16 protein-coding genes are annotated in these 13,202 nt (G+C 67.7%); 3 read left to right on the top strand and 13 right to left on the bottom strand.

The window, feature by feature from the left end; genetic code table 11:
* The 3 genes from QOD90_RS24640 to QOD90_RS24630 all read right to left on the bottom strand — a co-directional run.
* A partial coding sequence (locus QOD90_RS24640) for a pyridoxamine 5'-phosphate oxidase family protein (protein WP_526354001.1) occupies positions 1 to 433 on the bottom strand: 433 nt, incomplete at its 3' end.
* Positions 434 to 440: 7 nt separating this feature from the next.
* The gene (menE, locus tag QOD90_RS24635) at positions 441 to 1,529 is read right to left on the bottom strand and encodes an o-succinylbenzoate--CoA ligase (protein WP_526353999.1); all 1,089 of its coding nucleotides are present in this window, start codon (positions 1,527 to 1,529) and stop codon (positions 441 to 443) included.
* A 56-nt stretch (positions 1,530 to 1,585) separates the two neighbouring features.
* A complete protein-coding gene (locus QOD90_RS24630) occupies positions 1,586 to 1,912 on the bottom strand; it encodes a DUF3349 domain-containing protein (protein WP_526353997.1) in 327 nt (108 codons plus the stop codon).
* 250 nt (positions 1,913 to 2,162) lie between these two features.
* Between QOD90_RS24630 and QOD90_RS24625 the strand changes: the two genes are divergently transcribed.
* The 3 genes from QOD90_RS24625 to QOD90_RS24615 are packed head-to-tail and all read left to right on the top strand — an operon-like array spanning position 2,163 to position 4,050.
* A complete protein-coding gene (locus QOD90_RS24625; RefSeq protein WP_526353995.1) occupies positions 2,163 to 3,404 on the top strand; it encodes an inorganic phosphate transporter in 1,242 nt (413 codons plus the stop codon).
* Positions 3,405 to 3,448: 44 nt separating this feature from the next.
* Positions 3,449 to 3,733: a hypothetical protein gene (locus QOD90_RS24620; RefSeq protein ID WP_526353993.1), complete on the top strand. Its 285-nt coding sequence runs from the start codon at positions 3,449 to 3,451 to the stop codon at positions 3,731 to 3,733.
* A gap of 11 nt (positions 3,734 to 3,744) precedes the next feature.
* A complete protein-coding gene (locus QOD90_RS24615; RefSeq protein ID WP_526353991.1) occupies positions 3,745 to 4,050 on the top strand; it encodes a DUF3349 domain-containing protein in 306 nt (101 codons plus the stop codon).
* A gap of 48 nt (positions 4,051 to 4,098) precedes the next feature.
* Here QOD90_RS24615 and QOD90_RS24610 read toward each other — a convergent pair whose 3' ends face one another.
* From QOD90_RS24610 to QOD90_RS24565, 10 genes are all read right to left on the bottom strand, one after another.
* Positions 4,099 to 4,485 carry a VOC family protein gene (locus QOD90_RS24610; RefSeq protein WP_526353989.1) on the bottom strand — a complete coding sequence of 129 codons (387 nt, stop codon included), beginning with the start codon at positions 4,483 to 4,485 and terminating at the stop codon, positions 4,099 to 4,101.
* Positions 4,486 to 4,532: 47 nt separating this feature from the next.
* A complete protein-coding gene (locus QOD90_RS24605) occupies positions 4,533 to 5,408 on the bottom strand; it encodes an SDR family oxidoreductase (RefSeq protein WP_526353987.1) in 876 nt (291 codons plus the stop codon).
* Positions 5,409 to 5,419: 11 nt separating this feature from the next.
* The gene (locus QOD90_RS24600; RefSeq protein ID WP_526353985.1) at positions 5,420 to 5,983 is read right to left on the bottom strand and encodes a GNAT family N-acetyltransferase; all 564 of its coding nucleotides are present in this window, start codon (positions 5,981 to 5,983) and stop codon (positions 5,420 to 5,422) included.
* Entirely contained in the window at positions 5,980 to 6,396 is a 417-nt protein-coding gene (locus tag QOD90_RS24595; protein ID WP_526353983.1) for a hypothetical protein, read from the bottom strand. The genes QOD90_RS24600 and QOD90_RS24595 overlap by 4 nt, the downstream gene beginning before the upstream one ends.
* Before the next feature lie 119 nt (positions 6,397 to 6,515).
* Entirely contained in the window at positions 6,516 to 8,681 is a 2,166-nt protein-coding gene (locus QOD90_RS24590) for a thiamine pyrophosphate-dependent enzyme (protein WP_526353981.1), read from the bottom strand.
* Between the two features lie 13 nt (positions 8,682 to 8,694).
* The gene (locus QOD90_RS24585) at positions 8,695 to 9,660 is read right to left on the bottom strand and encodes a 1,4-dihydroxy-2-naphthoyl-CoA synthase (RefSeq protein WP_526353979.1); all 966 of its coding nucleotides are present in this window, start codon (positions 9,658 to 9,660) and stop codon (positions 8,695 to 8,697) included.
* Positions 9,624 to 10,094, bottom strand: a complete 471-nt coding sequence (locus QOD90_RS24580) for a nitroreductase family deazaflavin-dependent oxidoreductase (protein ID WP_526353977.1) — start codon at positions 10,092 to 10,094, stop codon at positions 9,624 to 9,626. The genes QOD90_RS24585 and QOD90_RS24580 overlap by 37 nt, the downstream gene beginning before the upstream one ends.
* Positions 10,095 to 10,104: 10 nt before the next feature.
* Positions 10,105 to 10,791 (bottom strand): HAD family hydrolase, encoded by a 687-nt coding sequence (locus tag QOD90_RS24575; protein WP_526353975.1) that lies wholly within the window; start codon positions 10,789 to 10,791, stop codon positions 10,105 to 10,107.
* The gene (locus tag QOD90_RS24570) at positions 10,788 to 11,990 is read right to left on the bottom strand and encodes an RNA polymerase sigma factor (protein ID WP_526354003.1); all 1,203 of its coding nucleotides are present in this window, start codon (positions 11,988 to 11,990) and stop codon (positions 10,788 to 10,790) included. Before QOD90_RS24570 ends, QOD90_RS24575 begins: the two co-directional genes overlap by 4 nt.
* A gap of 78 nt (positions 11,991 to 12,068) precedes the next feature.
* On the bottom strand, positions 12,069 to 13,202 hold a 1,134-nt coding region (locus tag QOD90_RS24565; RefSeq protein ID WP_526353973.1), incomplete at its 5' end, for an AMP-binding protein.

Below are 13,202 nucleotides of genomic sequence, written 5' to 3'. Positions count from 1 at the left end.
CGGCCTGGATGGGATGGCCGACGATCGCGCGCAGATCGTCGACGGTCATCTCGTCGAAGTACGGCGCGTCGGCCATGATCCTGGCGGTGCCGTTGATCCGCAGCGTGTCACCGCGACCCGGGATCAGGAACACGGTGCCGACCTGCGGTCGCTGCAGCACGTTGACATAGCCGTCGACGCGTTTGTTGCCAGGCCGTTCGGGGATCGCGATCGTGGTGTCGTCGATGACGTGGACGAACCCTGGCGGATCGCCCTTGGGGGAGACGTCCACCCGGCCGTCGGCGTCCGTGGTCGCGATGAAGCCGAGCGGCGAATGGGCGAGCCAGTCCTGCTGCGCTTCCGACAGCCGGTCCTTCACCTTGTTCGCGGCGGCGGAGTTCGGCTGACCGATGATCGCGCGCAGGGCATCGACGGTCGTCACTTCGAGGGACATGCCCACATCATGCGCCGGTGTCGAATCGGGTGGCGAGCTCTTTTCGGTCGAGCTTGCCGATGCCGCGACGGGGCAGTTCGTCGACGACGTGGATCTCCCGCGGGGCTGCCGTGGCATCCAGTGTCCGTTCGACGTGCGCGCGCAGCTCGGCCACCGTCGGGGTGTCGGCACCCGCCGTGACGATCACCGCCGTGACGACGCGTTGACCCAGCCGGTCGTCGCGCACCCCGAAGACCGCACAGTCGGCGATCGCGGGGTGCGTCCCGAGTGCCGCTTCGACCAGTTGCGGCAGGACCGTCAGCCCGCCGGTGCCGATGGCGTCGTCGACGCGACCAAGGATCCGCAGAACTCCTGAGTCATCAACGGCACCAACGTCATCGGTGCGGAACCAGCCGCGCTCAGCGAACGGATCCGGATCCGTCGGGTGGCGATAACCCTTGGCAAGCGTCTCCCCGCCGAGCACCACGCGGCCGTCGTCGATGCGTAGCCGCACGCCGTCAAGGGGCAGGCCGTCGTAGACGCAGCCGCCCGCCGTCTCGCTCATGCCATAGGTGCGGACCACCCGGATGCCTGCTGCGGCAGCGCCTTCGCCGACCGCAGCGGGCATCGGACCGCCACCGATCAGGACGGCGTCGAGTTCCGCCAGCGCGGCGGTGGCGCTCGGATCGTGCAGTGCCTTGGCCAGTTGAACCGCGACCAGCGATGCGTACCGAGGCCCCGAACCCAAAGCCGCTACCGCCAAGGGCAATTCGGCGACGTCGAAGCCCGGATCGATCGCGACGGGCACGGTACCCGCCAGCAGGCTGCGCACCATCACCTGCAATCCGGCCACGTGGTACGCGGGCAGCGCGAGCAGCCAGCTGCCTGGACCGCCGATCCTGTCGTGGGTGGCCGAGGCACTGGCGATCAGGGCGGGCGCGGTCAGCATGGCGCCCTTGGGAATTCCCGTCGTGCCCGACGTCGACACGACGACCGCGACGTCGTCGTCGATGTCCTCGCCGATGCCCAACGACGACGTCAACAGCTCGGCCGACCGGACATCGGCCGGTACCGGCAGGATGGCCGATTCGCGCCCATCCAGGACGCCCTCCAGCACCGCGAGTAATGGCTCGGGGGAGGGGATCAGCGGGATGACGACCGCGCGCAGGGGGGCTATGTGGATTCCTCGCCGTCGTCCGGGGCGGCGGTATCGTCGTCGCGCGCGTCGTCGAGCGGCCAGCCCTTGGCGGCGAGTCGCTCTCGGACCCGCTCGACGTCGTCTGGTTGCGGAAGCTCGTCGGTCGTTTGGGTGATCAGCACACCGATGTCGACGTGGTCGAACTCGCCGCGGTCCAACAGGTCCTGCGTCACCGCCCTGATCTCGTCATTGGACAGGCGTCGGTTCAACAGCGACATCAAAGGAACCCGGTCGGGGCCGGGCACGCCCTCGGGATATCCGGCGGTGATCCAGGCCACGATCTTGTTGAGAAATGCATTCACGGCGTCAACTTCCCCTACCGCGGCCAGGCCGCCTCGGCACTTCGACTGATGGTAGTGGCGCGCCCGGTGTACGGCCGTCCGGCGTCCGAATCGGACCGGATATTTCGGCTTCTTCGGCTAACGCCGCTCGCCGTGCGGGTGAACAGTGGATGAACAGCTCTTGGATAGTGGTGAATCGCCAGGTCGGGCGCTCGTTTAGGCACGCTAGCGGCTGGTCAAATCCAGGCTCGGAGCCCCACAATCTGTAGCCATGAGCACAACGATGATCATTCTGGTGTTGCTGATTGTCACAGCACTGGCATTCGACTTCACGAACGGATTCCACGACACCGGAAACGCCATGGCGACGTCGATCGCCACCGGCGCGCTGAAGCCGAAGACCGCCGTGCTTCTGGCCGGCATCCTGAACCTCGTTGGTGCGTTCCTCTCCGTCGAGGTTGCCGTCACCGTCACCACCTCGGTCTTGAAGATCCAGGACGGCAAGACCGGCGCGCTGGTCCCGTCGATCGACCAATCGACGGGGTTGACGATCATCTTCGCCGGCCTCATCGGCGGCATTCTCTGGAATCTCCTCACCTGGCTGTTCGGCATCCCGTCCAGCTCGTCGCACGCCCTGTTCGGTGGGCTCATCGGCGCGGGGATCGCCGCCATCGGCATGGCGGGCGTCAACTGGACCGGCGTCATCAGCAAGGTCCTGGTTCCCGCCGTCGCGGCCCCGTTCATCGCCGGCCTGGTCGCCGCGTGCGGAACCTGGCTCGTCTACCGCATCTCCCGCAACGTCGGGAAGAAGCGTCGCGAGGACGGTTTCCGCTGGGGTCAGATCGCCACCGCATCGCTCGTCGCGCTGTCGCACGGCACCAACGACGCGCAGAAGACCATGGGCGTGATCGCGCTGGCGCTCATCACCACCGGCCACCTGACCGGTGACGTGAAGAAGGACGGACTGCCGTTCTGGGTCATCCTGTCCTGCGCGCTCGCCATCGGCCTCGGCACCTACATCGGTGGCTGGCGGGTCATCCGCACCCTTGGCAAGGGCCTCGTCGAGATCGAGTCGCCGCAGGGCCTGGCCGCGGAGGCGTCGTCCGCCGCGATCATCCTGAGCTCAAGCGCCGCGGGCATGGCGCTGTCCACCACCCACGTGGCAACCGGCTCGATCCTTGGCAGCGGCGTCGGCAAGCCTGGCGCGCAGGTGCGCTGGGCAGTGGCGGGCCGCATGGCACTGGCCTGGCTGGTCACGCTTCCCGCCGCGGCCCTCGTCGGTGCGATCGCCTTCTGGATCTCTCACATCGTTTCCGGCGCCACCACGCAGCTGGTGGGCGACGGCCTGATCTTCCTCATCCTGGTGGGCCTCTCCGGTTACATGTACTGGCGCGCCCAGCAGCAGAAGGTCGACAGCAAGAACGTCAACGCGGATTGGGACGACTCGACCAACTCGGTCGTTCCCGCCGATGCCCGCGAGGTAACCGCCGAGGCCCCCAAGGCCGCGGTCTAGGTCCGGACCATCCCGCCAACCTCCTGCTACTGAAGGAATTACTGATGACTACGTACGTCATTCCGCTTCTCACGGTGCTGATCGTGGGCTTGGTGCTCGGGGCCGGTCTGCCAGCCGTCTTTGCGCTCGGGCTGGTGTCCTACTCGGCGGGTGCCGGTGGCACCACCGCCGACGGGGCGGCACAATCCCCCAACCCCGCGCTCAAGTTCTTCGGTCTCCTGCTGTTCGCCGTGGTCGGGTTCGTCGTCTTCGTCGCGATCCTGTGGATCACGCGGAGCACGATCATTCACCACACCGGTTTCGACCCCTTCTTCGGATTCAAGAAGTGAGCTGACTCAACATGACTGAGAACAAGAGCGTCCTCGACAACGTGCTCGGCTGGCTGAACCAGGGCTACCCGGATGGCGTTCCTCCCAAGGATTACTTCCCGCTGCTGGCGCTGCTGAAGCGTTCCCTCTCCGAGGACGACGTCGTCAAGGCCGCGCAGTCGGTGCTCAGGTCCACCGCGTCCGACGCCGTGACCGAATCCGAGATTCGGGCGGCGGTGCACGGCGTGATCGACAAGGAGCCCAACCCCGAGGAGATCCACCAGGTCGCCTCGCGGCTGGCTTCCGTCGGCTGGCCGCTGGCACTCCCCGCGAGCTGAAAGACGTTGCCCCACACATCCCCTCGGCTCCCTGAGCCGGGGGGATGTTCAATTCCTGGAGTCGCGGCGCAGCGGATGGCTGTCGGGTACCTGGACGAAGATCAGGGTGACGCCGTCCGGGTCGGTGACGTGCATTTCGTGAAGGCCCCACGGTTCCTCGGTGGCGGTGCGCGCAATCGTCACGCCCCGCTGCTCGAGCTCGGTCTGGGTGGCGTAGACGTCGCGCACCTGCAGCCACAGCGCGCCGGGGAACGGCGGCGCCTCTGGCGATCGCTGCCCGTGGCCCGCGAGTTCGATGAGCGACTGACCGGCATAGAACACCGTGCCCGCACCGTACTCACGGGCGATCGCGAGGCCGATGTCGTCGCGGTAGAAGGTTAGTGACCGCTGGTAGTCGGCGGGCCGGAACAGCACCCGACTGGCCAGGATCTCCATGCGATGGTTCTAACACAGTCGCACTCGCCGATCGGCGGTCCGGGCCATCAAGTCGACGGTTGGACGCGCTGACGCTTCATTACGGCGTCCACGGCGGCGGGCGCGAAACTGTTCACCGCGTGGGCGGTGACGGCCATCCGCGGTGCGATGCGCACGGGCCTGCGGCGCACGGCAGTGAACATCCAGTCGCCGGCCTCGTCGGCCGACAAGCCTGGCAGGCCGTCGTATGCCCTCGTCGGCGCGATCATCGGCGTCTTGACCAACGGGTAGAACAGCGTCGTCGAGTGCACGCCGTCCTGCCCCCACTCGGTTTCGACGACGCGGCTGACGGCGGTGAGCGCCGCCTTCGAGGCGTTGTAGACGGCGAACAGGGGCGACGACTCGCTGAGCACACCCCACGTCGACACGTTCACGATGTGTCCGTCGTGCCGTTGCCGCATGCCCGGCGCGAAGCCGCGGATCAGCCGCAGCGGCGAGTAGTAGTTCAACTGCATCGTCCGCTCGACGTCGTGCCAGCGGTCCAGCGATTCGGCCAGCGGTCGCCGGATCGACCTGCCCGCGTTGTTGATCAGGACGTCGATACCGCCGAACCGCTCCTCGACGTCGGCGACCAGGGCGTCCACGGCGGCTAGGTCGGACAGGTCGCACGCGATCGCGGTCGCGTCGCCACCCGCCGCGGCCACCCGTTCGACGACGGAGTCCAACAGCTCCTGCCTGCGCGCGACGACGATGACCCTGGCGCCCTTCCTGGCCAGCTTCAGTGCGCCCGCTTCGCCGATGCCCGACGAGGCTCCGGTGATCAGGATCCGCTTGCCTGCCGGGTCGACGTCGTGCCTTGGCTGCAGCAGTTGCGCCGTCAGGGGTGGACGCATGCTGGCGAGCAGCATGCTGTCGGCGAGCCGGCGAAGCGGGTTCTTACTCACGGTCGATGAGCTTAGGGCGCGGCCTGCGGGCGGAAACCGTGGAGGCTGGCCACGGCGAGCGTCTGCTGTTCGCCGAACTCCTCGAACGTCATCGCGGGAACGAAGCCGAGCCGCCGCGCCAGGTTCAGCGACCGGGTGTTGGCGCTCTGCGTGACGACGATGACCGGCTCGTTGGGGAGTTCGACGGCCGCCGCACGGAGCACCGCGAGGGCCGCCTGGTAGGCCAGGCCGCGACCCCAGAAGGGGCGGTTGAGGGTGTAGGCGAGTTCGAGTTCCTCGCCGGCGGGGCCGAGGTGGCCGGGGTGGTGGACACCGCGTCGGGTCAGCGAAACCGTGCCGATGAACGCGTCCGTCTCCCTGTCGGCGATCACGTAGGAGCCCGCCGAATCGGTAGCGGCGGTGACACCGGCTTCGTCGAGATCTCGCGCGACGGCGGCCCTGGGTTGGGGTCCGCCGAGATGAGCCCTGACGTCGGGGTCGGCGACGTGTTCGATGATCGATAGCCGGTCGTCCTCGCGCGCCTTGCGCAGGATCACGTCTCCTGCGTCGATCGACAGCGCGGTCAGCGTGGTCATGGCTCCGGCCGCGGCGAGGGACGAAGGACGCACCGGGCGTAGCCGATCCAACAGACGACGGTCGCCGCGAATCCGATCGAGAGAAGTGCCAGCGGTGCCGCCGCCACCTCGACGGCCACCGAGCCGCTGCCGGGCACGTGGCGGTCGACGGCGCGCATGACCAGGAACGGCAGGATCGCCGCCGCGAACGTGGCCATCCCGCCGATGACCGCGAGGCCGAATGCGCCGCGCACCGCGCTGTAGACCATCAGCCCAGCAGGCAGGTAGACCAGCAGCGCAAGGGGCAGCGGCCGCAGGCCGGCGTCGACGTCACCCGCGGCGGTCCAGGCGCCCCACCCCGCCATGTGGGCCGATCCGCCAACGGCCAGCGCCGAGTACCACGGGAAGATGGTCGCGGCGGCGATGGCCAGCACGCCGAGGACGGCGATCGTCCACCTGGTGAGTCGTGCTTCGATGACCTGCCCCTTCGCGAGTTCCGCGCGCTAACGATCGCCCACCGAACGTTAGCGCGCCCAAACCGGGGGGTCGCACGCTAGGTGGTGAGCTTGAGGGCAGCCGCTTCGATCTGCTGCTCGGACAGAAGCACCTTCAGCGCTGCGTCGCCGAGAGGGATGAAGCTGTCCTCGCTCGCCACCCGGGACAGTGACCCGGTGTAGCCGCGGTCGATCATCGCGGCCAGCACGCCTTCGGCGACGCCGCCGGAGGCCCTTGTCTCGTCAACGACCAGCGTTCGTCCGGTCGCGTTCGCCTCGCGCATGATGTCGGCGACGGGAAGCGGTGCCAGCCAACGCATGTCGACGACCCTGGTGGACACGCCTGCGTTCTCGAGGCGGCGCGCCACCCGCAGGCTCATCGGCACGCCATTGCCGAACGTCACGATGGTCAGGTCGGTGCCGTCGCCGTATGTGCGGGCGCGTCCGATCGGCACCCCCTTCGACGGATACGGGGCCAACCACTGCTCGTCGCCATCCTGGTGGAGATCCCGGACGTGGTACAGCGCAATGGGTTCCAGGAAGATGCAGAGGGCGCCCGCGGTTTGCGCCGCGGCGGCACACGTCCGCATCATGGCGGCGGCATCGTCGGGACGCGATGGGGAGGCGAGCACGATGCCGGGGATGTCGCGCAGGGCGCCGACGGCGTTGTCGTTGTGGAAGTGTCCGCCGAAGCCCTTCTGGTACCCGTAGCCGGCGACGCGGACGACCATCGGATTGCGGTACTGCCGGTTGGAGAAGAAGCCCAAGGTGGCGCCCTCGCCGCGGATCTGGTCGGCGGCGTTGTGCAGGTAGGCGAGATACTGAATCTCGGGGATGGGCAGCAGGCCCGCGAGACCAGCGCCGAGAGCCAGTCCGAGGATGGCCTGCTCGTCGAGCAGGGTATCGAACACTCTTCGCGTACTGGTCTTGTGTGCGAGTCCGCGGGTGACACCGTAGACGCCGCCCTTGCGTGCGACGTCCTCGCCGAAGACCAGTGCGCCGGGATACTCGGTCAGCACGTCGAGAAGCGCGCGGTTGATCGACTGCGCGACGGTCAGAAGCTCCCCGTCACCCGCGGCTGCAGCGCGGGGTTGCGCCGCGACGGCGTCTGCCATCCCGTCGAGAAGCGGCTTCATGACCGTTGCGGCACTGTCCAATTGGGGCAGTTCGGCAACTTGTTCGGCGATTCCGATGACCTCCGCACGCTTGGCCTCGTAGCGGTCGATAACGTCGGCGGGGGTCAGGCCGGCATGGGAGATCAACAGTTTCGCCGTGCGGACCACGGGGTCGCGGTCGTAGTCTGCCGTGATCTCGCCGGGGGTGCGGTAGGCCGCCTCCACGTCCGAGCCGGCGTGACCCATCAGGCGCACGGTATGCAGGTGCAGGAACGCGGGTTTGCGGTGTTTGCGTACCCACGCAACGGCGCGGGTGGCGACGGCATGGGTATCGGTCACATCGGAACCGTCGGCGGTGAAGTACTCCAGTCCGGCTCGGTTGCCAAAGTTGGCGGCGATCCATCCGGTCGGCGTCCTGGTGCTGATACCGATGCCGTTGTCCTCGCAGACGAACAGCAGGGGAAGTGGAAGTCCTTGATACGCAGCATGGGTCGCGGTGTTGATCGCACCGATTGCGGTCGAGTGGTTTGCCGACGCATCCCCGAAGCTGCACACGGTGACGGCATCGCTCGGCCACGGCGTGTCGACGCCCAACTTGGCGGCCCGGCCGATGGAGAAGGCCACCCCGACCGAGCGCGGGAGGTGCGAGGCGATCGTCGAGGTCTGCGGGATGACGTTGATGTCGTGCCTGCCGAACACCTTGTGCCTGCCGCCGCTGATTGGCTCGTCGGTCGCCGCGCAGAGGCCGAGCAGCACGTCACGCAACGGGTCGCTGCCGTCGACCTGACTGGCCCGTTGGAGAAAGAACGCGCCCGAACGGTAGTGCAGCAGAGCGGGATCCGTTGGACGAAGCGCAGCGGCGATCACGGCGTTGCCTTCATGGCCTGCTGACCCGATGGTGTAGAAGCCCTTGCCGCGCGAGCGCAACCACCTGGCGGCCAGGTCCAGATGCCTGCTTCCGAGTTGGGCGTCGAAAAGGTCGAGGACGTCCTGAACCGTCAATGCCGAGTCCGGCAGGATCGGCGCGTTTCGGTCGACGGCACGGTGTGGCTCGTCGGCGGGGAGCGCGGCGATGGTCGCGGTGAAGTACTCGTCGATCTTCTCGGGCATGGCTGCTGCCTCCTCAGAAGTAGCGCGGGAACTTCGACCAGTCGGGATCGCGTTTCTCAAGGAAGGCGTCGCGCCCCTCGACGGCCTCGTCGGTCATGTAGGCCAGTCGGGTTGCCTCGCCGGCGAAGACCTGCTGACCGACCAGCCCGTCGTCGAGCAGGTTGAACGCGAACTTGAGCATCCGGATGGCCTGGGGCGACTTGCCGTTGATCTCTTCGGCCCATTGCAGCGCAACGGTTTCCAGTTCGGCGTGGTCGACCACTTCGTTGACGGCACCCATCGCTTGCATCTGCTCGGCGGTGTACGGCCGGCCGAGGAAGAAGATCTCACGGGCGAACTTCTGCCCGGCCTGCCTGGCCAGGTATGCGCTGCCGTAGCCACCGTCGAAGCTGCCGACGTCGGCGTCGGTCTGCTTGAAACGGGCATGCTCGCGGCTGGCCAACGTCAGATCGCACACCACGTGCAAGCTGTGCCCGCCACCGGCCGCCCACCCGTTGACCAGGCAGATCACGGGCTTCGGCATGAACCGGATCAGGCGCTGCACCTCGAGGATGTGCAACCGGCCCGCCTGCGCGGGATCGACGGTGTCGGCGGTCTCGCCTGCGGCGTACTGATAGCCCGTGCGGCCGCGGATGCGCTGATCGCCGCCGGAGCAGAAGGCCCAGCCGCCATCCTTCTCCGAAGGACCGTTGCCCGTCAGCAGGATCACCCCGACGTCGTTGGACATCCGGGCGTGGTCGAGCACGCGGTAGAGCTCGTCGACCGTGTGCGGCCGGAAGGCGTTGCGCACCTCGGGCCGGTCGAAGGCAATGCGCACCGTGGGCTTCGCGACGCCGTCGACCACATGCCGGTGATAGGTGATGTCGGTCAGCTCGAACCCCTTGACGGGCTGCCACACGGTCGGGTCGAACGGGTTGTCAGAACTCACCCGGTTGACTGTAGCTACGACGACACCGGGTCGAACCGGAAGACGGCGCATCGACCGGCGAGCGCCTCGAACTCGTCAGGGGTGCCCTTGGTGACCAGGCCGGAGCGCTTCATGAAGCTGACGCCGGTCGGCACCAAGACGGGGAATTGGCGCAGGAGTGGCCGGGCCTCGTCGGCGGGCAGTTCGAGCACCCGCACGCGCTCGTCGCTGCGGCCCTGAGTCAGGATCGCCTCGCCGGCGGCGCGCAGGTTCTTCACCCAGTCGGCCTTGGGGAACCCGCCGACGACGTAGCGCTTGCCGTCGACGAACATCGGTGTGATCGGCGTCGAGCGGGGCTGACCCGAGGTGCGGCCCGCCACCGTCAGGACGATGGGGCCCTCCTTGCCGGAGATCGGCAGGCCGACCTTCATCATCGCCATGAACACCTTGTTCATCGGCTTGAGCCACCAGGGCGGCTTGATGTCGTCGTCGTCCGGTGTGGCCATGTTCCCGAGCTTAGACCGCGATGCCCGCGGCGCCGAGGGCCGCGATGAGGGCGTCGGGTCGCTGCCCTGTGGGCAGTGGGTCGACGAGGGCGAAGCGACATCCCACCGCGACCGCGCCACCGTCGGCCTCCTCGCTGTCGCCGATCATCAGAGCGTCCTCGGCGGGAACGCCCAAGCGCGCCAACGCGATCTGGAAGATTCCCTGGGACGGCTTGACGGCGCCAACTTCGTACGACAGCACGAATTCGTCGACGTCCTCGGCGGCACCGAGTCGAGTGAACGCGGGCCGCACGTCGAACGCGATGTTCGACACCACTGCGGTGCGGATGCCGCGCCGGTGCAGACCGGCGAGCACGGCAGCGGTATCCGGGTACGGGGTCCAACTGATGGGATCGATGACCTTGTCGTACAAGCATTCGGCGTGATGGTCGGTCAGGCCGGACTCCCGCAGCACGTGCAGATAGGCCTCCCGATGCAGATGCGGCGCGAGATCGCGGTTGACCCAGGCTTGATACGCCTTCTCGTCCATGTCGACCGATGCGCCGGTGGGTGCGGTCAATCGCCGCATCAGCTCGGCCTGGACGTGACCGTCGATTGCTCGTTCGTCGACGTGGATTCCGGTGAACCAGCTGTCGTCCTCCTCCAGTCGAAATAGCGTCCCGGAGAAGTCGAAGAGCACCGCGCTCGTGGTGGTCATGTTCTGGCTCCCTCTGCCTTCTGTAGGAGGATGTCGCGTTCGCGATCGTTGGTCGACATGTTCGCCGCGCGGTGAAACTCGCCTGCTGCCTCGGACTGCCTGCCAAGGCGTGACAGCAATTCGCCTCGCACGCTCGGGAGGAGGTAGGAGTCGGCCAGACCGTCGATCTGGTCGACGATGATGAGCGCCTCGTCGGGGCCCGAATGCATCGCGATCGCCACCGCCCGGTTGAGTTCCACCACCGGCGACGGCGCGATCTGGATGAGACCGTCGTACAGCGACACGATGCGCGCCCAGTCGGTGTCCGCGGCCGTCGGCGCGGCGGCATGGCATTCGGCGAGGGCGGCCTGAAGTGCGTACGGTCCCCAGCCAACTCCGCTGCGCTGCAACGTCTGTGCGGCCCGCTCCAGGGCTGCGGTGCCACGCACGATCTGCGCCCTGTCCCACTTCGTCCGGTCCTGGTCCTCGAGCAGGACGGGCCGGCCGTCGACGTCGGTGCGCGAGCGGAAGCGCGATGACTGGAACTCCATCAGCGCCACCAGGCCGTGCACCTCGGCTTGGTCGGGCACCAGGGCGGCCAACACTCTGCCCAGACGCAGTGCCTCCGTGCATAGTTCGTCACGGATCCAGTGTTGGCCCGAGGACGCCGAGTAGCCCTCGTTGTAGATCAGGTAGATCACGCTGAGGACGGCGGACAGTCGCCTCGGATACTCGGCGGGGTCGGGCACCTCGAACGGGACGTTGGCCTCACCGAGCGACTTCTTCGCCCGGACGATGCGCTGCGCGATGGTCGCCTTGGGCGCAAGGAACGCCTGGGCGATTTCGTCGGTGGTGAGCCCGCCGACGACGCGCAGCGTCAACGCGATCTGGCCTTCTCGCGCGAGCACCGGGTGCGCGGAGACGAACATCAGCCGCAGCACGTCGTCGTCGATGCGGTCGGGGTCCCAGGACTCCTCGACGTGGGTCTCCAATTCCCTGGCCAGCGTCGCGTACTTGGCATCGAGGCGGTCCTGGCGACGCCAGTTGTCGATCGCCTTGCGCTTGGCGACGGTCGTGAGCCAGGCGCCGGCATTGCGCGGCACGCCCGTTCGCGGCCACTGCTCGAGGGCATCGACCAGGGCGTCGGCGGCGAGGTCCTCAGCCATCCCGACGTCGCCGACCGCACGGGTCAGCGTCGCTACGATCTTGGCTGCCTCCATCCGCCACACCGCGTCGATGGTGTGCTGGATGTCGGAGGCGGGCACACGTCCACCGTAGCGACTGTCCGTAGCGGAAAGTCAGCCGACGGCGCGGCCCGAGCCCTCCCAGAACTGCGCGCGGACGGCTTTCTTGTCAGGCTTGCCGAGCGCGGTCACCGGCACCGAGTCGACGATGATGACCTGCTTGGGGGACTGCACCGAACCCTTGCGCTCCTTGACGGCGGCCTGGATCTCCGCGGTCATGGTGGCGACCGACGCCTCATCGCTTGGCACGTCGGGCCGAAGCACGACGACGGCGGTGACGGCCTCGCCCCACTTCTCGTCGGGCGTCCCGATCACGCACACCTGCGCGACCGAAGGATGTTCGGCGACAACGTCTTCCACCTCACGCGGGAAGACGTTGAAGCCGCCGGTGACGATCATGTCCTTGGTGCGGTCGACGATGAACCAGAAACCGTCCTCGTCCTCGCGGGCCAGGTCGCCGGTGTGCATCCAGCCGTCGCGGAAGGTCTCGGCCGTCGCGTCGGGAAGGTTCCAGTAACCGCCCGACAGCAGCGGCCCCGACACGCAGATCTCGCCGACCTCGCCCTGAGGCACGGGGTTGCCGTCCTCGCCGAGCAGCGCGGTGCGGCAGAACAGCGTCGGCTTGCCGCAGGAGGTGAGGCGCTTCTCGTCGTGATCCGCCTTCGCCAGGTAGGAGATCACCATCGGCGCCTCGGACTGGCCGTAGTACTGCGCGAAGATCGGGCCGAACCGGCGAATGGCCTCGGCGAGCCGGACCGGGTTCATCGCCGAGGCGCCGTAGTAGACGGTCTCCAGCGACGACAGGTCGCGGGTGTGGCTGTCGGGGTGATCCATCAGCGCATAGATCATCGACGGCACCAGCATGGTGGCCGTGATGCGTTGCTCCTCAATGGTCTTCAGCACCTCGGCCGGATCGAACTTGGCGAGCACGATCATCTCGCCACCCTTGACGATCGTCGGGGTGAAGAACGCCGCGCCCGCATGCGACAGCGGCGTGCACATCAGGAAGCGCGGATTCTCGGGCCATTCCCACTCGGCCAGCTGAATCGTCGTCATCGTGGTGATCGACCCGGTGGTGCCCATGACGCCCTTGGGCTTGCCGGTGGTGCCGCCGGTGTAGGCCATCCCGCCGACGTGATCCGACGGCAGGTTGGCGGCCAACAATGGCTTCGGCTCGTACTTGGCCGC

It is taken from the genome of Mycobacterium sp., from assembly GCF_032161845.1.
Taxonomy (GTDB): Bacteria; Actinomycetota; Actinomycetes; order Mycobacteriales; family Mycobacteriaceae; genus Mycobacterium.
This window is presented reverse-complemented; position numbering and strand designations above follow the sequence as displayed.